We start from the raw sequence: 20387 nt of genomic DNA, 5'->3' as shown, positions 1-20387 counted from the left end.
AACCTGGGTGCGGGTGAAACAAGGGTTTGATGCGGCGGCGGGCCTAGGGCCGGCCAAACACGCAACCCCTGTTTCACTGGCACTCAGGTTTTTGCGTTAGTCAATCAGGCCGTGGCTCATGGCGTAGCGGATAAGAGCGGCCGTGTTTTTGGCGTTGGTTTTCTCGATGATGTTCTGGCGGTGCGTTTCAATGGTGCGCTTGCTGGCAAACAGCTGATCGGCAATTTCAGCGTTCGTGAGGCCTTCGGCAATTAGCTTCAACACTTCCATCTCCCGCATCGAAAGCTCAACCGTTCCGGGCAAACGTTGGCTTTTAAGATTCTGAATTGAACTGGTTTCCGGGAGCACATCGGCGCGGTGTTCCGTCCGGTACAGCAAACCCAAACCTATTTCGGTGCACAGAAACTGACGGCCCGAAGCCACCGTCCGGATGCCGTAGGTGATTTCCGAGCTGTCGGCGTTCTTGAGCACGTAGCCCAGCACGCCCAACTGAAACATGCGATACAGGTATTTTTCGTGGTCGAGCATCGACAAGACCAATACCCGCACCTCCGGAAACTGTGCTTTTATCAATGGCATGGTCGCGAAGCCATCCAACACCGGCATATTGATATCCATCAATACCACATCTGTAGGAGTAGTGGCCAGCATATCCAGCAGCTGCTGTCCGTTGCCCGCCTCGCCTACTACCTCCATGTCGGGCTCCCGGGAAAGAATAGCACGAATACCATCCCGCAGAATGGCATGATCGTCGGCTAGCAATACACGAATCATATGCTTTTACGAAAGCTCAGCAGTGAAACGCCGCAACAGCGCGGCCTGACAATACTACGGAATATGACCGTAGATGACTGGAGTTTCCGGCCGTTCCTACCTGGTTTTTGCCTAGGCTGACTTTATGCCCCAACCACTGAGGTCTAGAAACCATGTCTTCTGCTGTTCCTGCCCAGTCCCAGGCACCTGAGCAGGACGGCTGTCCAATTCGGGCAACAGGAAGCACGGTATCCGGGTGGTCGCAGGCTTTACCTAACAGCTGCATGCTATCCTTAGAGCACCGGTTCAGAGCCTGTAGCGACCTAGCCACCTTAGCAAATACCTCTCTATAAATCAACAACTTACCTGCGCACCTTTTTTATTTTACAAGCGTATATCTCTTGTCTCCGCTCCCTCCGTTGCGTGCGGCTGGCCACTGCTTTGCCCGCACCCCTTGCCCCACCCTTTCCCACCCGCCTTATGGAAGTGTATCGCGAAATCCTCCCCGAGAGCTATCTGCTTATTCTGGCCGACGACAACGAGCCGGCAACCAAAGATCAGCTTTCGTATGCCCTGCGCCGGGCTAGCCGGAGTGGCAAACCCAACATTTGGGTTGACTGCAGCCACACCCGAAATCTGTCGTTTGCTACGCTCCGGCTACTGGCCCGCTACTACCGCCGGCTGCGCAAGCAGCAGGTGCAGCTGGTGCTCTGCCACCTCGGCGACTCTGCCCGCCAGCTTATGGCCAAGCTGCCTACTGCCCTTTGCCCGCCGGTGGTACCCACCCTCCTCGATGCGGAACAGTACTGCCGCACCCAACACAGTGTGGTCCGGCATCATCAGTTACCTTCTTCACTAGTGGCCCAGCCCGAATAGGCACGCCCCACATGGCTCGCCTACTTCGGCAGGAAACCAACCCTAGCACGCGCCAGCGCTGCTACCCCTCCTTCAGGCGTAAACCGCCAGTAGCCTAAACAGAGCAAAATGCAGAGCCGGTAAGCCTCTCGTACTCGATGGCGGACAGCGGTAAGTTGTCCGCCATCGGCCGTCTTGCCGTACCTTCGAGCGTCTTGTATCACGCTCCTTGTGTATGAACCCTGCTCCGCTTTCCGGCCTCTACGCTCCTTCACTCAGTCTCCTCACCGACCTCTACCAGGTTACCATGGCCTACGGCTACTGGCAGCAGGGCATGCAGGACCGAGAGGCCGTGTTTCACCTTTACTTCCGCCGCCCACCGTTTGATGGGGGCTACGCCGTGTGCGCCGGACTAGCCTACGCCGCCGACTGGCTCGAGAACCTACGCTTTTCAGACGACGACCTAGCCTATCTCGGTAGCCTGAAGAGCGTGAAGGGTGAGAAAATGTTCCCCCAAGAGTTTCTCGATTATCTCCGCGACCTGGAGTTCACCTGCGACGTGGATGCCATTGCGGAAGGCACTGTAGTGTTTGCCAACGAGCCCCTGATTCGGGTGCAAGGCCCACTACTGCAAGCCCAGCTCGTGGAAACCGCCTTACTTACGCTGGTTAACTTCCAGACCCTAGTAGCTACCAAAGCCTCCCGCATTCGGGAAGCCGCTGGCTCCGATACAGTGCTGGAATTTGGCTTGCGCCGCGCCCAGGGCTTCGATGGGGGCTTATCAGCTAGTCGGGCCGCGTATTTGGGCGGGGTTGATGCTACCTCCAACGTGCTGGCCGGGCAACGCTTCAACATTCCGGTGAAGGGCACGCACGCTCACAGCTGGGTTATGGCTTTCGAGGACGAGGAAACGGCTTTTACTGCCTACGCCAAGGCTTTCCCCGATGACTCAGTATTCCTGGTTGACACCTACGACACGCTAGAGGGTGTGCGCCACGCCATCCGAGTAGCCCGCCAGATGCGAGCCAACGGCCACGAGCTAGGCGGCATCCGCCTCGACTCCGGCGACCTAGCCTACCTTAGCCGTGAAGCCCGCGCGTTGCTCAATGAAGCCGGTTTTGAGAACGTGCGCATCGTGGCCAGCAACGACCTAGAGGAAAACCTTATTACCAGCCTCAAGCAGCAAGGCGCCAAAATAGATACCTGGGGCATCGGCACGCAGCTAGTTACAGCCTACGACCAGCCCGCCCTTGGGGGAGTGTACAAGATGGCTGCCCTGCGCAAACCCGACGATTCGGGCTGGGATTTCACCATTAAGCTCTCGGAGCAGCTGGCCAAAACCAGCATCCCCGGTATCCTGCAGGTGCGCCGCTACGAAACCGAGAAAGGCCAGCCCCGCGCCGACATGCTCTACAACACCGCCGAGCCCCTCCCCGACCACCTGACCATCATTGACCCCAGCGACTATACCCGCCGCCGCCCCGTGCGCCCCGATGCGGCGTACCGTGAGCTACTGGAGCCCATCTTCCGCCGCGGCAAGCTGGTGCATGCGTTGCCCACCCTGGAAGAAAGCCGCCAGCGTGCCCACCGCGAAGTCCTCAGCCTCGACCCCAGCATCCGCCGCTTCCTCAACCCCCACACCTACCCCGTAGGCCTCGAGGAAAGCCTGAACACCTTCCGCACCAACCTGATTCTGGAGAAACGCCCACTACGGCTGGCGTAACCTTTGTACAGCTTACTTATGAATAAGGTACTAAGCGTTTATGTACGATTAGGCTTACTTGTCCTCCAATGCGCCTCCACCCACTATGTTCACTAGCCCTTCTACTAATGAGTTGTGATTATTACGACTCTCGCTTGGTGCTAGTAAACAAAACTAAGACCGCTATTTGCGTAGAGATGGCGCACGATACTATTCCTGACTATCCAAGCCTTAATAGGTCAGAAGTATGTCTGAGCCGTAGCATTACACCAGGAACTGAGGCTGAGCAAACCATACCTGGTAGCATGGATGAATGGGTCAGAGAAGTAAACCGCAGCAAAAACAAGCAACTCAATCTTTTCATCTATGCAACGGACTCTGTGCGTCGATACCACAGCATGGATAGCCTCAATCAAACACATCGTTACACTACGATTTCGCTTTCCTTGAAGGAACTTGAAGCTATCGACTGGCGAGTAATTGTGGAATAATTTACTCTACCCTGAGTAGGTTACAAAGACGAATCTATAGATTACTTATAGTTAACTGCGCTATATTCTACAATGCATAGTTACCATTAATCATAAGGCACCAAATTTCTTCCAAAGCTTAGGCAGCATCTTCGGCAACTGACTTTCGGTCCAGTCTTCGCCTTTGGTAACAGAGCCAAAATCATAATTTAATCCTCGGGCCGACGCTATTTCCCTGGGAAAGGTATCGTCTTCCTCTTCTTTGCCAGTGCGTTTTTGAAAGGCAGTAGTTGCTACGTATAGCAGTTCTTCAAAATCCTGATACCCGGCGTCCAGCACCATTGCCAGCGTATCGGGTTTGTCAAGCGCCGCCCTGAAAACGCTCTCTCCTTGACCTATGAGCCAACACCGGAAGTACAGGTAGGTATCATCCGAAACGTAACCGTCAAGTATTTTTTGAGCAGCCATAATGCCGAAGTCGTCGGCCTCAATCAGATACTCCCGTAGGATACACTCAAAATCAATAATATGCTCCGGCTCATACGTTGCAAGGCTGTTGATCAGTGCCTTCTCCTGAAGAGTCTGGTCGCCATTTGAAGCTTTTTTGGCGGCGTCTATTAACTGCCAGAATTCGTTCTTATCCATTTTCGGTGTACTGCGAGTTGGGCGACTAAATACGGCAAAACTCTGCACTACTCTAGCCAAAGCCTGTACGGGCTAGGCCTATTGCGGCAGCTAATTTTGCGTTGTATTCGTTGTACTAGCAACTCACCCGCCGCGGACCGCTTCTCTAGGCCACTGCAGCTCTAACTGTTACTCCTATGTCAACCCTTAAATTCAAAACCAGCATCAACTGCGCCAACTGTGTGCGCGCCGTAACCCCTTTCCTCGACGCCGAAGCCAGCGTGAGCAAATGGAGCGTAGACACAAACAGCTCCGATAAGATTCTCACTGTAGAATGCGAGAACCCCATTCCCGAGCTGATTATGAAATCTGTGGCCCAAGCTGGGTTTGATATCGAACCAGCCTAGTTTACAATACCTCTATAAAAACAAAAGCCGAGCTGTATGAACAGTTCGGCTTTTGTTTTTATATCTGCTCGTGGAGTCCAGGTTACCGTAAACCGATTCCTTATAAGTTCAGCATCGCCTTCAATGCCCACCGTTATAACTTGTTTTAAAAGAAGTTGGTAGTAGAAGCAACCTATGCTTTTGCGGCCTGGTCATGCGTGTAGAAGCAGATAGCGCCTGTCATCGACAGTCTTCACTGGTTGATTGTATCCCTATTTGCTATGCACTTTTTCACCTACTATTCTCTTTATTCATGAAACTGCTAACTATTGTCCTTTCATCGGGTCTGCTTCTCTTTACTACTTTTTGCACCAAAAAAGATAGCATAACGCCGAAACATGTTGCTACCAAAAACGAATTTCTGCTAGCTACTAAATGGCAACTGACCTCTTACACAACAAGGCTGAAGGTCTCAACAGTAGCTGAATTTTCTCCTGATCAAGTACCTGAGGAAGGGTATAACAGCATCTCTGACTGGACTAAGGATGACTCTTGGCAATTTATTTCCAACCAAAGCTTTATTGTGGATGAAGGTGGCACCAAATTCAGCTCATCTACTCCGCAATCAAGATCAGGCAGCTGGACGCTAACTCCAGATGCAAAAACGTTGTCGATTACTATCGATAGAAACCTGCACACATACGAGGTCCTTGCGTTAGATGCTTCAACTCTTAAAATCAGAGAGCGTTACGATACCCCGGAGGACTTCACGGTAGAAATAGTTATGACTTTCAAACCCTTATAAAACATGAAGCGGTGGGTACAGTACCTACCGCTTCATGTTTTATAAGCGTGATTGGTTACGAATTATGCCTCGTAGCGCAACTCGCCCGCACCTACGCGCAATACTACATCAGTTTCCTGCGTGATGCGGCCGGCTACTTGGGCTTGGTAGCCGTAGCTGCGAAGGGTTTCGGCCACGGCTTCAGCCTGGGCTTCGTCTGTAACGAGAAGCATGCCGTTGCCCATGTTCCAATAGAGGTAGGCTTCTGTGGGTGTAATACCGGCCAGTTCAGCCAGCTGCTGCATAGCAGGCAGAGGCTCGAACAAGTTGGTCAGTTCGGCGCCCACGCCGTTTTTGAGTACGCGCTTGAAGTTATCGGCAATACCGCCGCCGGTAATGTGCGCCGCTGCATGCAACAGCAGGCCAGCATCCAGCACCGCCGTCACACCGGGCGCGAAAATGAGCGAAGGCGCAAGCATCACCTCGCCCCAGGTCTGGCCCATTTCGGCGGCATCAGGCCCGGTGTACGGAGCCGTGTGCCAGGCTTCACCGAAGGCTTTGGTGAGGGCGCGACGGGCCAGGGAGTAGCCGTTGGAGCGGAACGATGGGGACCGGAGCGCTACCACTGCCTGTCCGGCGTGCACGTTGGCACCACTTAGGGGGCGCTCAAGACTCGGGTGCAACACGCCCACGGCCGTGGAGCACCAGTTGAAGTTCATGCGGGCACCGGGGTAGCCACCGATGCGGTTACCTAGCTCAGCAATTTCGCCACCTGTTACGGCTATCTGACTGAACTGCGCCGCATCATGCAGGCCGTGCATCAGCTCATCTACCACCTCGTAGTTGAGGGTGTTCACGTCGATGATATTCGACAGATTGGTAGGGATGAAACCCGCCACAACTAGATCGTCGGCTACCATGGCAATTAGGTCATATCCTAACGTATCGTAACGGTCCGTACGCTCTGCCACCTCAATCTTGGTACCGATACCATCGGAGCCAATGCCCAGCCGCTCCGCGCCAAAGCGGATTTCGTTGGAGAAGCCGCCCGCCAGGTCCTGCGCCGGCTCGCCAGGCTTACCCGCACGGGTAGAGAAGGTTTTCTGGGCCCAGTGGTAAGCATTTTTGGAGGCGGCATTGCCTTCCTCGATGGAGTAGCCGGCAGTAGCTTTGAGGTCAGAGGACATATGAAACGCTAGGATTAAGCAAACTAGAAGGCTAGTTCCCCTCTTCAGATGAGGAGGGGCTAGGGGTGGTTGATAGACAGCAGAACGAGTTTTAGACCTAAAGACTAATGGGTGCCTGACGATAGGTCAACTACCCCTAACCTCTCCTCATTGAGGCGAGGAACTAGTTTTTAGCTTAGTCCTAATGCTGTCATCATCTTGAATTAATGTTCGGTTGGCTCGGGAGCTTTGGCACTCACGGAAGGCAACGCGTTAGCGTCATTTTTCTTGTCGTGGCGGTGGCTCTGGCGCTCCTCCTGAATGTGACGCAGGTATTTGGTTACGTCGCCGGTGGGGTACTTGCCGGTGAAGCAGGCGAAGCAACTGCCGCCGTGGCCTTTATCTTCCGAGAATAGCTCCTGCAGGTCTTCAATCGACTGATAGATTACTTTATCGGCCCCGATGTACTGACAGATTTCGTCCTCGGTATAGTTAGCGGCAATCAGCTCCGTGCTCATGGCCATATCAATGCCATAGATGCAGGGGGCAATGATGGGCGGCGCACTGCTAATGAAGTACACCTCGGCCGCACCAGCCTCGCGCAGAATGCGCACAATGCGTCGTGAGGTGGTGCCCCGCACGATACTGTCATCGACCACGGCAATCTTCTTGCCTTCCACAAACTCCCGAATGGGGTTGAGCTTCTTCTTCACGATATCCTCGCGGCCGGCTTGGCTGCTCACGATGAAGGAGCGGCCCATGTGGTTGTTCTTCACCATAGCGCGACGGTAGGGCACGCCAATGGCTTCCGCTAGGCCAGAGGCCGAGAAGTAGCCCGAAGAGGGCACATCAATCACCATATCCGGCTGAATGCCCGACTCGATAACTTTCCGGGCCAGCATCTTACCCAACCGCACTCGTTCCCGAGCCACCAAGCGGCCATGGATAGTAGAGTCTTCGCGAGCGAAGTAGATGTGCTCGAACACACAGAAGGCCTTCGGGAGGTTGTACGGATTCTTGTAGTGTACCTTGAAGTCCTTATCGATAAACACCGCCTGGCCAGGGCCTACGTTCTTGATGAACTCAAAACCCAGATAATCAAAGCAAGTGCTTTCGGAGGCAAAGGCGTAGATGGGACCCTTTTCCGTATCGCGGCGGCCTAGTACCAAGGGCCGAATGCCCAGTGGGTCGTTGAAAGCTAATAGGCCATGACCGGCAATAACGGTGATGGTTGCGTAGGCCCCTTTCACCAGTTCCTGCGTCGTTTCTACCGCATCGAAAATATCAACCACTGAAAGGGCATCGAGGTTCTTCAGGCGCAGCTCCGAGGCGAAGGTGTACATGATGAGCTCCAGGTCGTTGCTGGTTTTGGGCAGCACGTGGTACTTCTCGTGCAGGCGCTTGGCAGCCGAGCGGAAGTTGATGACGTTGCCATTGTGCACCATAGACAGCCCGAAGGGGTAGCTGGTGGTAAACGGCTGCGCCAACTCCGCATCGTTGGAGCCCTGCGTAGTGTAGCGGGCATGGCCGATACCGATGTTGCCCTTCAGCTTCTTGAGCTGCTTTTTCCGGAACACATCGGAAATCAGGCCGTTGCCTTTGCAGAGGTGAAAGTTATCGTCGAAGGTGGCTATACCGGCCGCGTCCTGGCCGCGGTGCTGGAGCGCCGTCAGACCAAATACGATGTCGTGGGCGACGTCATCGGGGCCGTAAAAACCTACAATTCCGCACATGGGAAATATCGAGAAGGCAGTAGTGAGCGTAAAACCCACTACAGGGGTGGTGAAGTAACCCCGCCGCAGCTTGGCAGCACCAGCGGGTTGAGGCGAATAAGTGGCCTAGCCCACAGCCTCATCTCCTTGCGGAGAGGAACCAGCGGAAACAGGCAGCAGAGGATCGGGGGTGGAGGTTGAAACAGCAGCCGCGGCCACTGTTTCAGGATTGTGGTGTGGTAGCTCGCCCCGAATGAATCGGGCCAGCGTATCGGCGTACAAAAAGTGCTCAACGGCTAAGCCACGGCGCTCTACTTCCGCTAGGGTATCAGCCCCGCGCAAGTCCACGGAATGCTGCGCCAGGATAGGCCCAGTGTCCAGGCCCTCATCAACCACATGTACCGTGATTTTGGTTTCAAGCAGCTGATTTTCAAAGGCCCACTCGTAGGCGTGCAGGCCCTGGTGCTGGTGCGTATCGGCCGGATGAATGTTGATGATGCGCCCCGGAAATGCCCGCACAAATGTGGGCGACAGAATGCGCATGTAGCCGGCCAGTACCACGTAGTCGGGCTGGTAGCGGTTCAGCACGTCCACTACCTCCGCATCGTACTCGGCGCGCTTGCGGCCCTCGCTGCTGAGGCTGGCAGTGGGGCACCCCAGCGTGGCAGCCGTTTCTAGGCCAGGTGCATCGGGCTTGTTGCTGAAGACTACGGCTACTTCGGCTAGCTCATGCAACACGCCGAACTGCACAGCGTGTACCAGGGCCACCATGTTGGAGCCCCGTCCCGACAATAAGATTGCCAGGCGCTGCTTACGGGTGCTATGTTTACCAGTTTCCTGCAAGGCTAGGTTCCGGCCGCTGGCCGATATCGGTACGGATGTATACATCCTTGAATTTAACTCTTTCTACCTCCCGATACACATGATTTACAGCATCTTCCAGCTCATCACCGTGGCCTACGAGCACCATTACCCGGCCACCGTTGGTCACCAACTGGCCGTCGTCTTGACGGCGAGTAGCGCCGTGGAAGGCCAGAATGCTGGGGTGCAGCTGGTCTAGGCCAGTAATCGGGAAACCCGTCGGGAAATCAGCAGCCGGATAGCCACCAGAAGCCAGGACCACGCCCACATAATACCCGCGGCGCTGCCGTACCACCGTTTGCTGTAGCCGGCCATCTAGCGTAGCTTCAATGAGTTCCAGCAGGCTGCTTTCTAGTGCCGGCAGTAATACTTCGGCTTCGGGGTCGCCGAGGCGCACGTTGTATTCCAGCAGCTTCGGGCCCTGGGGCGTGAGCATGATACCGAAGTACAGGAAGCCTTTAAAGTCGAACTGCTCATTTTGTAGGCCTAGTAAGGTAGGATCGACAATGCTGGTGCGGATAGCAGCCAGGATATTATCGTCGCAGAACGGAACGGGGCAGTAAGCGCCCATGCCGCCCGTGTTAGGGCCTTTGTCGCCGGCCAATAGTTGCTTGTGGTCCTGGGAGGGTGCCAGCAGCCGCACGCGGTTACCATCCGTCACGCCGATGATGCTAATTTCGGGGCCAGTCAGTTTTTCTTCCAGCAGGAAGCTGAACCAGCCCGTGTGTTGCTGCTGCAAATCGTCTAGCGCGGCCTGGGCTTCCTCAATAGAGGAGCACACGTACACACCTTTGCCAGCCGCCAGACCATCAAACTTCACTACTACCTGCCCATCGAGCTCCGTAGCTTTGGCGCGAGCCTCGTCCAGCTTATCACTCCGGTATTTCCACGACATGGCCGTGGCTACCCCGTGCCGCCGCATAAAGTCCTTCGACCATACCTTGGAGCTTTCTAGCATCGCCCCGGCCCGGCCTGGACCAAACACCCGGATATCGGAGCCAGCGAAATGATCTACTACGCCCGCTGCGAGTGGTGCCTCTGGTCCAACTACAATCAGCTTTACACCATTAGCTTCGCAGAAGCCTTGGATGGCCGGAAAGTCGGTGGCGCTGATTTCGGGGTGGCTGTTCGGGATGCCGGCGTTGCCGGGTAGCACGTGCACGGTGGCACCGTCGCGGGTCAGTTTCCACGCCATGGCGTGTTCACGGGCCCCGCCGCCGAGGAGTACTATGGGTTTATTGCTGATACTCATGTTTATTCAGTCTATAAAATCACGTCGGCCTTCGGCGAAAAGGCGAAAGTATTCTTGCACTTCCTCCCAGTTTCTGGCGTAGCTTCTTTTCTCTTCACCTTCCGCATCAGTCAGAATCACTTCCAGATTTTGATGCACCTCCAAGTTGCTCTCATCAGCTAAAGCAACCCAAAAGGCCCCGTGCTCCTTATCAGACAACTTGATTTTCTCAATGAAGTCAAGTACATCCTGATGCGTCGGATTATCAAGTGAATCGCCCCAAAGGCTCTGAATATATTCCATCATTACAGTAAGCGCAACGGTGCGTTGGGTTGCTGCACCTCACGGCTCAGCTGCTCCAACAAAGCGTCGAGCAACGGCTGCACTTCCACCTCTTGGGGCGAGGACACTTCGAGCACTGTGGTAGTAGCGGTAGTCATTGGAGGTTAGCGCAGGCTTAGCTTATATCGTCGATGGAAAGTATCAACCCATCCGCAAACTGAAAAACGGATTTGCCTTGCAGGTGCAGCGTGTCGCCAGGTTTGAGGCCATTGGGAAACTCGACGGCCGCTACGCCGGTGTAGTCAATCAATACTTCCACGCGGTTGTCGGCTACTTGCCAATCGGTGATGCGCTGCTCCCGTTGCAAGAAGTACTGCTTGGCTTGCTCGGCCTGTTGACGGAAGCTTTCCTTACCAGTAGTAGTCAAGTTGACTTCACCACCAGAAATGTTGCGGAACACCATATCCTCGTGCAGCGGCGCTAGCATACCGGTCACATCAAAGCGGTTGTACGCTTCGATATAATCGGTTACTAGCTTTTTTACCTGCGAGGATTCCATTTCAGATGGCTTCTTTCATGATGCCGGCACGCACCAGGTTGCCCACAAGGCGAGCCTGTACGTCACTAGTGGTTTCATTCCCGGTGGGCAGTGGGGCACCCGTGATGCGCTCGTAGATATCGAGGTAGCGGCGGGTGGCTTCGGCGGATACTTCGGGGGTGAGGGCGCGGGGATACTGGCCGTCCTTCTTGTTGGCAATCAGCCACTGGCGCACGTACTCCTTGTCCATCTGCTCGGCCGTCTCGGGGTTCTTAGCGTAGTCCGCGGCGCTCCAGAACCGCGACGAGTCGGGCGTGTGGATTTCGTCAATCAGAATCAGCTCCCCATCCAGCAATCCAAACTCGTACTTGGTGTCTACCAGGATAATGCCGCGCTCGGCCATCCATTTCGAAGCAAAGTTGAACAGCTCCAACGACTTCACCCGCATCTTCTCGTACAGCTCCGCCGTCACCCAGCCTTCCGACACCAGGTTCTCTGGCGTAATCTCGCGGTCCGACTCCTCTTTAGTGGTTGGCGTCACGATGGGCTCGGGGAACTGCTGGTGCTTGGTCAAGCCGTCCGGCACCGTCACGCCTGAGAAGGTACGCTGGCCCTGCTGGTAGCCGCGCCACATAGAGCCCGTGAGGTAGTTCCGCACCACCATCTCCACCCGAATAGGCTCGGCTTCCTTGGCGAGCGTCACGTTCGGGTCGAGCAACGAAATCACGTGGTTCGGGATGATGTGCTTGGTTTTGTCGAACCAGAAAGCAGCCAGCCCATTCAGCACCGCACCTTTGTGAGCCACGGGCGTTTCCAGCACCGAGTCAAACGCCGAGAGACGGTCAGTTACCACGATGAGCCGCTCACCGGAAGGAGCACGGTACGAGTCACGAACTTTGCCGCGGTGCAGAAGTTCGAGCTGGGGGGTATCGAAGTGGTTGAGGGTGTTCATACAACGAGTTAGCAGCCGGCACTAGGGCAGCGAAATGCGGAGGTGTCTAGGAGGAAAACTGGCTGGCTTCCTGGGGTGTGGTAGCGGTTTGGCGCTGGCTTTGCACGTGCTCCACAATGTTGCGGAACAGGCGTAGGCCGTCTCCTTCCTCACTCAGATTCGGGTTCTGGCGTTTGCGCCGGGCCCAGTCGGGGTGGTTGTAGAGCGACAGGAACGCCTCAGGGTGCGGCATCAGCCCGAATACTTGGCCGGTGGTATCGGTCAGGCCGGCGCAGTTCAGGTCGGCGCCGTTGGGATTGTGCGGGTACACATCCGTCGGCGAGCCGTCGAAGTCAGTGTAGGCCAGGCAGTTCAGGGCACGGGCTTCGATTTGAGCTAGCGTTTCTTCGCCTTTGATAATCAGGCGGCCTTCGCCGTGGCGCACGGGCACTTCCATCGAGTCGATGCCTTTTAGGAAGGGCGAGTTCGACTTAGGATTAACCTTCAAACGCACCCACCGGTCTTCGTAGCGGCCCGAGGCGTTGTGCGTCAGGGTCACTTCCGGCGTCACGTTGCCGCTCAGGTTAGGCAATAGGCCTAGCTTCACTAGTACCTGGAAGCCATTGCAGATGCCCATCACGAACTTGCCGTTGGCAATAAACTCCTTGATGTCGTCAAGCAGGGTACGACCCTCGGCGTTTTTGCGGTAGCGCAGCTTGTTGGCCAGCACCACTCCCGAGCCTAGGTCGTCGCCGAAGCTAAAGCCGCCGGGGAAGTTCAGGATGTCGTAGTCGTGGATGCTGACGTGGCCGTGCAACACTTGGTTGAGGTGCACGATGGTTGGCTCAGCGCCGGCTAGCTTGTAGGCGGCGGCAAACTCCTCTTCGCAGTTGATGCCGAAGCCCGTCAGGATGAGGGCGCGCACCGGCTGCTGGACAGCGGTTCCTTCGGCTGAGTGGCCTAGGGGCTCGGTGCTTTCGTGGCCGCCGTCAATGCTCTTATAGCCGAGCACTGTCACGGAACCGTCGGCGTTGGTTTGCGCTGGCCCCGTCTCGTCGCGCTGCGGCATGGGCGGCGAATTCAGATCCGGAAATAATGGTTTCTCGTTCATGATATCTGAGCCGCTTCGTGCTGGCCGAAGCCGATAATTCTGTTTACTGGGCCATTCGTCCACTCGTGGCGCAGGGCCGCCGTGCTGGCCGAAATAACGGTTTGCCCGTTGTGGCGCACCGTGAGCTGGCTGTCCTGCGTTACCACGCCAAGACGGGTAGCGCGGGCACCGAAGTGCTGCTCAAAAGCCACCACATCTTCCGGAGCTACCGTGGCCACGAAGCGTGAGTGCGACTCCGAGAACAGCTGCGCCGATAGGCCTAGGCCAGTAGCGGGCAGCTCCACATTAGCCCCAAACCCATGACCAAACGTGGCTTCCGCCAAGGCAACCGCTAGGCCACCATCCGATAGGTCGTGGCAAGATTGGATAAGACCTTTCTCGTTAGCCTGGCCCATCAGCGTGTAAAGGGCTTTGGCTTCTTCGAACCGAACCTTGGGTACGTTGGCGCCTAGCTCATCGAAGAGTTGGTAGAACTCCGAGCCGCCCAGTTCATCGTAGGTTTCGCCCAGCAGGTACACCACGTCATCGGCTTGCTTAAAGTCGGAGGTGATGGTGCGGCGGACGTCCTCAATTTTGGCGGTCATAGAATACAGGACCGTGGGAGGAACCGAAATCTTCACGCCATCGGCCTTGAAGTCGTTCTTCATCGAGTCCTTGCCCGAGGTGAGCGGGATGCAGTAGGCCGCTGTGGCGTCGCGCAGGGCCTGACACATGCGCACCAGTTTGGCTAGTTTGTGCTTGCCGTCAGGGTTGGTGGCGGGGTCATACACCGAGTCGGGTACGCAGAAGTTGTCGTTCACCGACCAGAAGTTACCGTCGCCGTAGCTAAGGTTGGGCAGCTTCCCTCCTACCGCTACAATCTGGCGCACGGCCTCGTCAAACGCGCCGGCCGACATATCATAGGCATCTATGTCTCCAAAGCGGGGCAAGATACCGTTGCTCACGGCCACGCCCTCCCAGCTCTCGAAGTTGAAACGCACCACGGCGGCATCCTGCGGAGCCTGACCAGTAGCGCCCATCAGCGGCTTGATGATGGTTCTACCTTTCACCTCATGGTCGTACTGCCGAATTACCGATTCGCGGGAGCAAATGTTAAGGCTGCCCAGCAGGCGGCTCAGCACGTTAGTATAGTCGAGGTTAGCGGGTAGTGCGGGCTCCTGGGCGGTAGGCTTGGTCCACTCGGCTTCCAGCACTTTGCGCGGCACGCCATTGTGCAGGAACTCCATATCGATGCGCGCCACCGACTCACCGTCGAAGCGCACGTCGAGGCTGCCATCGGAGGTGAAGTAGCCAATATCGGTCAGCTCCACTTCCATCTCCTGGCCTAGGGCCATCAGTTCGGCCATCTTCGCGGGCTCCACAGCCAGCGAGAAACGCTCCTGCGACTCCGACACGAAGATTTCCCAAGGTCGTAGGCCAGGGTACTTCAGGGGCACTTTCTCCAGTTCCACAACAGCACCGCCGCTGATAGTAGCTAGCTCACCTATGCTGGAAGACAAGCCACCCGCACCGTTGTCGGTGCTGCACTTAATCAGGCCGCGGCGAGTCGCCAGGATCAGGAAGTCCATGGCTAGCTTCTGGGTAATTGGTGACCCGATTTGTACGGCCGTAGCGGGCGAGGTTTCGTCCAGCTCAATGCTGGAGAACGTAGCGCCGTGGATACCGTCTTTGCCCACCCGGCCACCGGCCATGACGATGCGGTCCTGGGCGTCAATGTTTTTCTCCCACGAGTCGAGTCCAGCTAGCTGCATGGGCATCACGGCGCCGGTGCCGCAGTATACCAGCGGCTTACCAGCATACCGGTCATCGAACACAATAGCGCCGTTCACCGTCGGAACGCCCGACTTGTTGCCGCCATCTTCAATGCCCTTGCGCACACCTTCGAAAATGCGGCGCGGGTGCAGCTGATTACTCAGCAGCGTGCCCGAAAACTCAGGGTTGCCAAAGCACAGCACATTGGTGTTGAACAGCAGCCGCGCGCCCCCGATGCCAGTGGCCAGCGGGTCGCGGTTGTTGCCCAAAATGCCGGTAATAGCTCCGCCGTAGGGGTCGATGGCCGAAGGTGAATTGTGGGTTTCGACCTTCCACACAAACAACGACTCCGGGTTGATGCGCACGGCGCCGGCGTTGTCGCTGAACACCTTAATCAGCCAGTCGTTGCCGTTGGCGCGGAGTTGGCGGTCTACCTCGGAGGTAGCGTCTTTGATGTAAGTCTTGAACAAGGAGTCTACTTCAAACTTCTCGCCCGTGTCCGCATCCCGGTACTTAATAACGGCGCTAAACTCCTTGTGCTTGCAGTGCTCCGACCACGTCTGGGCAATGATTTCCAGCTCGCAGTCCGTAGGGTCCTGGGGCAGGCCAGCGGCTTGGCGCTCCTCAGCAATGCTGGTATAATGGTCGCGCACGGCGCGCATTTCCTCCAGGTTCAGGGCGTAGAGGTTGTCTTTCGACAGCTTAACCAGTTCCTCATCGGAGAGGCCTACCAGCGGCACCGTATCCGTAATAGATTCGGCCCCACCACCCGGCCGCGGCGTGTAGTCGCGAATCTGGGCTATGGGGCCGACCTCGAAGCGGTTAATCATTTTGTTGCCGAGCAGGTCTTCGGCCAGGCGGCGCAGACTACTCTCGGGCAGCTCGTGCTCCAGGAAGTAGAGCCGTTTGCTGAAGATGTGCTGGGTATGGGTGTCGAGCGGCTGGTTCAGGAAGTCGCCGAGGGCGTTCTGGGCCGATATGCCTTCGTCATCCGTCACGCCGGGCAACTTGGCCACCAGGATGTAGCTTTTGTATTCGGAGCCGTGGCGGAACTCGTCGAGGGCCACGTCGTGCAGCACTGGGTCCTGGAGGCAGTGGGTGGCGAAGTCGCGCAGTTGCTCGTCGCTCACGGGGTAGCGCACCGTGTAGAGGGCGGTGCTTTGCACCCGGCCAGTAGAGAGGCCTAGGTGGCGTTGGGCAGCTTCGGCTACACGTTGACCCTCGCCATCATGTTGGCCGGGCTTAAGCAGAAGCTGTATGGTTCTTTGGGTAGAGTCCAAAAGGAGGTTGGTTATCTATTTTTCGGGTTTCCCACGCTTAGGCGAAGGTGCCCACGTGAGGAAGCATACCCGCGCAGGGTACGCCGAAAATGCCTTGCTTAGCTACCGGTTGCAGCGAAGTAGGTTTAAGAAAACGCTTTTTCCGGCCGACTGCCGGGTTTCACCACCGGAATACCTGCCCGGCAAAGCGGGCAATCATCGGGTGCGTAGGTGGCCGCCGTTACCGGCAGCAGGGCAAAGTTCGGAAAAGTTAGCTCAGCTTTCCCACCCGTGCGGTCAATTAAACTTGCCACGGCCAAAACTTTTGCGCCCAGCCCCTCTAACAGCCGCGCTACTTCATTGGTGCTCTTGCCGGTAGTCACGACGTCTTCGGCAATAACAATTTTTTGACCTGGCTCAATGGTAAAGCCCCGCCGCAAGGTCATTTGCCCGGTATCATCCCGCTCCGTAAAAATGCCGGGCACACCCAACTGTCGAGCCAGTTCATACCCAATCACTACGCCACCCATAGCCGGGCCTACCACCACATCGGGCTGCAGGCCAGCTTCCTGAATCTGCCGGGCCAGCTCTGCTGCCGCTGGGGCTGCTAGGTCGGGCCGGCGCAGGAACCGGGCGCACTGCACGTAGGTATCAGAATGCAAGCCGGAAGAAAGACGGAAGTGACCACGCAGGAGCGCGTCTTCCTGCAGCAGTTGCTGCTCTAGCGTTTCGGAGGTGAGGGTGGTTTGGGTGGAGGACATGTATGTTTTATTCGGAGCCTTCTGTTGAAATGATTACTGATTCTAACCCAATATTAAGGCCCAGCAGCACATCCATACTATCTTCTTCTTCGGCCTTAATAACTAGCATCTTATACTCTTCTCGTGCCTTCATCAGGACGTATTCTATCCGCTCTATTCTGATGGTTAACGTTGTAAACCCATTCAAGGAAATATGAGCATACCATCCTGCTTGTATCAACGCCTCTTTAACTAGCCCTATCAGATAGAACTCTTTACGTTGTGGAATAGCGAAGCTGTCAATAACCTCAAACGTTCCTTGTACAGACTCACGGTTGATGGACATTGGCACTTTACAGATACGTTCGGCCTAGGCTACTACTGGGCGAAACTGGTTGATCTGTGCTACCAGCTCCCGAGCTGCGGCACCGGCATCATCTGCTTGCCACAACGCGCGCGACGTATTAATAAGAAGACCGGAGCCATCAGCGCGCAGGCCAGCTTTCAACGTGGCTTGCAAGTCGCCGCCTTGGGCACCTACGCCGGGCACCAGGAACCACTGCTCGGGCGAGAGGCGACGCATGCGGGCAACAGCTTCGGCGTTGGTGGCACCTACTACTAGGCCTATACCCCCGCCATGCTGCTCATCGAGCTTGCGGGCTATGGTAGCGGCGCAATCTGACAGGGAGCCGCCCCGGGTGAGGGCTACATCTTGCAGAGAATGGGTAGGCTTATTGCTGGTTTTAGCCAGCACGAACACTAGCTTGCCGGGTAGGGCAAAGGGAACAATAGCGTCGTCGCCCATATACGGGTTCACGGTTACGCCGTCGGCCCCAACGATGTCGTAGGCAAAGCGGGCATAGTGGTCGGCAGTGTTGGCAATGTCGCCGAACTTGCCGTCCAGAATAACCGGGATGCTTTCGGGAATGCGCTGCACGGTTTCGCGCAGCAGCTTCACGCCGTCTTCCCGGCTCAGGAAAAAGGCTAGGTTGGGCTTGAAAGCAGCAGCGTACTCGCTGGTTTGGTCAATGACCTGGGCTAGGCGACGCGCAACCTGCGCATCATCGCCTACAGGGTCGAGGCCTACACAGAGTAGGGAATTAGCCGCCTGTACGCGGTGAAGTAGCTTTTCCATTAGGTGGGAAGTGGCGCGAACCGGGCAGCTCGCGGTGGGAGAAACTGGGTTCTAACTAATTGGCAGGCAACCTACAACTAAGGCCGGGCCTGCGAAGGCTCTGGCACCAGGTGTCCGCACTCAGCTGCTAGCCGAGCCGCCAAACCGGGCTCCAGCCATTCGCCGCTGGCTACCTGCACAGCAACGGCACCGCAGCGCAGATAATCACTGACATGAGCGGCCGTAAACACGCCGCCCGTCCCGAAGGTGGGCAACGTAATACGCTCATCGTGAGCGAGTTCCCATACACAGCGCAAGGCCACTGGCCGCAAGGCCTCACCCGACAGGCCGCCTGCCACTGGTGCGGCCGTAGCATCATCGGGCAGGTGCAAAGCTTTCAGTAGATTGGTAGCCGCCAACGCATCGGCGCCGCCAGCTTGCGCCCCAAGGGCCAAGCCACGAATGTGCTCTGGCCACGGTGGCAGCTTCACGATTACGGCGGCCTCAGGGCCTAGCTCGTTGCGCACGGCTTGGGTGGCTTCGCGTACGAATTTGGCGTTTAGTTCTTCGCCTTTGCCAGTATCTGGCTGGGCGATGTATACCTCTACGCCGGCAATTAGGTCGCCAGCTTCGCGGGCCAGGAAGCGCGCAATTTTGCGGAAGCCCGGAATGCCGGGCGCCGTGATGCTCACGAACACTGGCACGCCGTACCGACGCAGGTTGGGCAAGTACTCCTGCACCAGAATTTCGGCGCTTTCAGTGCGCATATTGGTGGCGTTCAGCAAGGTTTGGTCAGCGACCTGCCAAATGCCTTCTTCGTAGAGCCCGGGCTTTGGCTCCATGGTCACGGTGCGGGTGAAAATCGCCCCCAGTCGCTCGTAGCCTGTTCCATCCAGCTGCCAGGGGGCGGCCGCGAGGCACACGGGGTTCTGGAGCGTGAGTTTGCCGAGTTGCATATAGTTTAAAAAGCTATGATTTCGCTGGCCGCCGCACTCCCAAGCCGGAGCAGGCTACCACTAAATCAGACGAAAACACTACCCTTAGCCTGGGCCTAAAGTAGTTAACATTTATTCCTTTTGCGCCCGAAAAAACGGGGTGGCCAATTCGCGGACCGACTTGCGTCAGAATCCCCCCTGATTTCTATCACCCCGCTTCCTTGATCCACCCCGCCCCGCTGCCGCCTTCAGGTGGGAAACGGGATTGTCGTCGGGTTTGCTAGTTTTTATGATCTAGCGTCTGATCACTATCCTTACCAAAGCAAAGCGCCCGGCTATAGAACCGGGCGCTTGCGAAGGAGCCAGACTAGATTACGCAGTCGCGGATGTCTTTCTGACTGGAGATGAACGGGGCTACATGGGCCGTGCCTACGCCGGCACCCGAGGGCAGGTTCACGTTGCGGGTGGCGGCGGGAGCGGCGACTACCATCTGCTGGGCGAGGGTGGTATTGTCGTTCATGAGGTGGCTACCAGTAGGGGGTGAGAAAAGCGGGTGGAAGTGCTGGTTTTCGCAAGGCTTGCCGAGCCGACAGGGCATAAAAAAACCGCTTCGAAAACCGAAACGGTGAAAGCGGCAAAACCAATAAAACCGAAAGAGTCAACGGGAGAAACAACCTTTCGGTCATCTCGCAGGACGGCGTTTCGCTCGGTCCCGCGCTTCATCAGATTGGGTTGATTTAGCTGAAGCACGGTGCAAAAGTACTACTCTTATTTTCACTAGCAAGGACATTTATGTTAATTATTTGTTATCTGAAAATTACCCAATATCGGTTTGAATTTAGCACACACCTAGAAAACACTTTTATTATCTGTCTGCTATTCAGGTTGTTTCAACAGTATTATGTATCCTAGTATTCATCAAAGCTTATTACACACGTGCTAGAGCAAGTCGTTCTTGCCGCATATATCATTCTGAGAATCGATGTCTCAATATTAGAAATATACAAACAGTGAACTTCCAGCCACTATTATAGTGTATACTAGCCGCCACGGACCAGTAAAAATCATCTTTTCGTAGTCTATTTCGGGTAATCTATACCAAATTATGAGCTACCTGCGCCAACCAGTGTCTTAACATATTTATAATACTAGTTCCTTTATAATAAGCCGCAAGTAACTGT

Annotated in this window: 22 protein-coding genes; 5 read left to right on the top strand and 17 right to left on the bottom strand. The window is 56.1% G+C overall.

Annotated features, from left to right (window positions below):
- Positions 1–96: 96 nt before the first annotated feature.
- On the bottom strand, positions 97–774 hold the full coding sequence (locus tag ACYVGU_RS15665) for a response regulator transcription factor (RefSeq protein ID WP_460613594.1): 678 nt from the start codon (positions 772–774) through the stop codon (positions 97–99).
- A 459-nt stretch (positions 775–1233) separates the two neighbouring features.
- Between ACYVGU_RS15665 and ACYVGU_RS15660 the strand changes: the two genes are divergently transcribed.
- The 3 genes from ACYVGU_RS15660 to ACYVGU_RS15650 all read left to right on the top strand — a co-directional run bounded on the left by ACYVGU_RS15660 (position 1234) and on the right by ACYVGU_RS15650 (position 3801).
- Positions 1234–1629, top strand: a complete 396-nt coding sequence (locus ACYVGU_RS15660; protein ID WP_460613593.1) for an STAS domain-containing protein — start codon at positions 1234–1236, stop codon at positions 1627–1629.
- Between the two features lie 214 nt (positions 1630–1843).
- Entirely contained in the window at positions 1844–3331 is a 1488-nt protein-coding gene (locus ACYVGU_RS15655) for a nicotinate phosphoribosyltransferase (protein WP_460622821.1), read from the top strand.
- 176 nt (positions 3332–3507) lie between these two features.
- On the top strand, positions 3508–3801 hold the full coding sequence (locus tag ACYVGU_RS15650; protein WP_460622820.1) for a hypothetical protein: 294 nt from the start codon (positions 3508–3510) through the stop codon (positions 3799–3801).
- A gap of 90 nt (positions 3802–3891) precedes the next feature.
- On the opposite strand, the gene ACYVGU_RS15645 is transcribed toward ACYVGU_RS15650, so the two are convergent.
- On the bottom strand, positions 3892–4425 hold the full coding sequence (locus tag ACYVGU_RS15645; protein ID WP_460622819.1) for a DUF4240 domain-containing protein: 534 nt from the start codon (positions 4423–4425) through the stop codon (positions 3892–3894).
- A gap of 176 nt (positions 4426–4601) precedes the next feature.
- Here ACYVGU_RS15645 and ACYVGU_RS15640 point away from each other — a divergent pair, with 176 nt between their 5' ends.
- Positions 4602–4811: a heavy-metal-associated domain-containing protein gene (locus ACYVGU_RS15640; protein ID WP_460622818.1), complete on the top strand. Its 210-nt coding sequence runs from the start codon at positions 4602–4604 to the stop codon at positions 4809–4811.
- A gap of 292 nt (positions 4812–5103) precedes the next feature.
- Positions 5104–5595: a hypothetical protein gene (locus tag ACYVGU_RS15635; protein ID WP_460622817.1), complete on the top strand. Its 492-nt coding sequence runs from the start codon at positions 5104–5106 to the stop codon at positions 5593–5595.
- A gap of 62 nt (positions 5596–5657) precedes the next feature.
- On the opposite strand, the gene ACYVGU_RS15630 is transcribed toward ACYVGU_RS15635, so the two are convergent.
- The 15 genes from ACYVGU_RS15630 to ACYVGU_RS15560 all read right to left on the bottom strand — a co-directional run bounded on the left by ACYVGU_RS15630 (position 5658) and on the right by ACYVGU_RS15560 (position 19726).
- Positions 5658–6761 carry a phosphoribosylformylglycinamidine cyclo-ligase gene (locus ACYVGU_RS15630; protein ID WP_460622816.1) on the bottom strand — a complete coding sequence of 368 codons (1104 nt, stop codon included), beginning with the start codon at positions 6759–6761 and terminating at the stop codon, positions 5658–5660.
- Positions 6762–6964: 203 nt separating this feature from the next.
- Entirely contained in the window at positions 6965–8473 is a 1509-nt protein-coding gene (purF, locus tag ACYVGU_RS15625) for an amidophosphoribosyltransferase (RefSeq protein ID WP_460613586.1), read from the bottom strand.
- Positions 8474–8578: 105 nt separating this feature from the next.
- Positions 8579–9340: a phosphoribosylglycinamide formyltransferase gene (gene purN / locus ACYVGU_RS15620; protein WP_460622815.1), complete on the bottom strand. Its 762-nt coding sequence runs from the start codon at positions 9338–9340 to the stop codon at positions 8579–8581.
- Positions 9279–10565, bottom strand: a complete 1287-nt coding sequence (gene purD / locus ACYVGU_RS15615) for a phosphoribosylamine--glycine ligase (RefSeq protein WP_460622814.1) — start codon at positions 10563–10565, stop codon at positions 9279–9281. Before purD ends, purN begins: the two co-directional genes overlap by 62 nt.
- Before the next feature lie 6 nt (positions 10566–10571).
- On the bottom strand, positions 10572–10850 hold the full coding sequence (locus ACYVGU_RS15610; RefSeq protein ID WP_460622813.1) for a hypothetical protein: 279 nt from the start codon (positions 10848–10850) through the stop codon (positions 10572–10574).
- The gene (locus ACYVGU_RS15605; RefSeq protein WP_460622812.1) at positions 10850–10984 is read right to left on the bottom strand and encodes a hypothetical protein; all 135 of its coding nucleotides are present in this window, start codon (positions 10982–10984) and stop codon (positions 10850–10852) included. The genes ACYVGU_RS15610 and ACYVGU_RS15605 overlap by 1 nt, the downstream gene beginning before the upstream one ends.
- Before the next feature lie 17 nt (positions 10985–11001).
- Positions 11002–11385 carry a nuclear transport factor 2 family protein gene (locus ACYVGU_RS15600; RefSeq protein WP_460622811.1) on the bottom strand — a complete coding sequence of 128 codons (384 nt, stop codon included), beginning with the start codon at positions 11383–11385 and terminating at the stop codon, positions 11002–11004.
- 1 nt (position 11386) lies between these two features.
- On the bottom strand, positions 11387–12316 hold the full coding sequence (locus ACYVGU_RS15595) for a phosphoribosylaminoimidazolesuccinocarboxamide synthase (protein WP_460622810.1): 930 nt from the start codon (positions 12314–12316) through the stop codon (positions 11387–11389).
- A 46-nt stretch (positions 12317–12362) separates the two neighbouring features.
- Positions 12363–13406: a phosphoribosylformylglycinamidine synthase subunit PurQ gene (locus tag ACYVGU_RS15590; protein ID WP_460622809.1), complete on the bottom strand. Its 1044-nt coding sequence runs from the start codon at positions 13404–13406 to the stop codon at positions 12363–12365.
- Positions 13403–16438, bottom strand: coding sequence for a phosphoribosylformylglycinamidine synthase subunit PurL (locus ACYVGU_RS15585; protein WP_460622808.1), 3036 nt, complete (start codon positions 16436–16438; stop codon positions 13403–13405). The genes ACYVGU_RS15590 and ACYVGU_RS15585 overlap by 4 nt, the downstream gene beginning before the upstream one ends.
- A gap of 125 nt (positions 16439–16563) precedes the next feature.
- Entirely contained in the window at positions 16564–17178 is a 615-nt protein-coding gene (pyrE, locus tag ACYVGU_RS15580; protein ID WP_460622807.1) for a type I phosphoribosyltransferase, read from the bottom strand.
- A gap of 7 nt (positions 17179–17185) precedes the next feature.
- On the bottom strand, positions 17186–17503 hold the full coding sequence (locus tag ACYVGU_RS15575) for a hypothetical protein (RefSeq protein ID WP_460622806.1): 318 nt from the start codon (positions 17501–17503) through the stop codon (positions 17186–17188).
- A gap of 24 nt (positions 17504–17527) precedes the next feature.
- Positions 17528–18292: a beta/alpha barrel domain-containing protein gene (pyrF, locus tag ACYVGU_RS15570; protein ID WP_460613576.1), complete on the bottom strand. Its 765-nt coding sequence runs from the start codon at positions 18290–18292 to the stop codon at positions 17528–17530.
- 77 nt (positions 18293–18369) lie between these two features.
- Positions 18370–19227 carry a dihydroorotate dehydrogenase gene (locus ACYVGU_RS15565; protein WP_460622805.1) on the bottom strand — a complete coding sequence of 286 codons (858 nt, stop codon included), beginning with the start codon at positions 19225–19227 and terminating at the stop codon, positions 18370–18372.
- Positions 19228–19573: 346 nt separating this feature from the next.
- Positions 19574–19726, bottom strand: a complete 153-nt coding sequence (locus ACYVGU_RS15560) for a hypothetical protein (RefSeq protein WP_460613574.1) — start codon at positions 19724–19726, stop codon at positions 19574–19576.
- Positions 19727–20387 lie beyond the last annotated feature (661 nt).

The sequence above is a fragment of the Hymenobacter tenuis genome (assembly GCF_054780495.1).
This window is presented reverse-complemented; position numbering and strand designations above follow the sequence as displayed.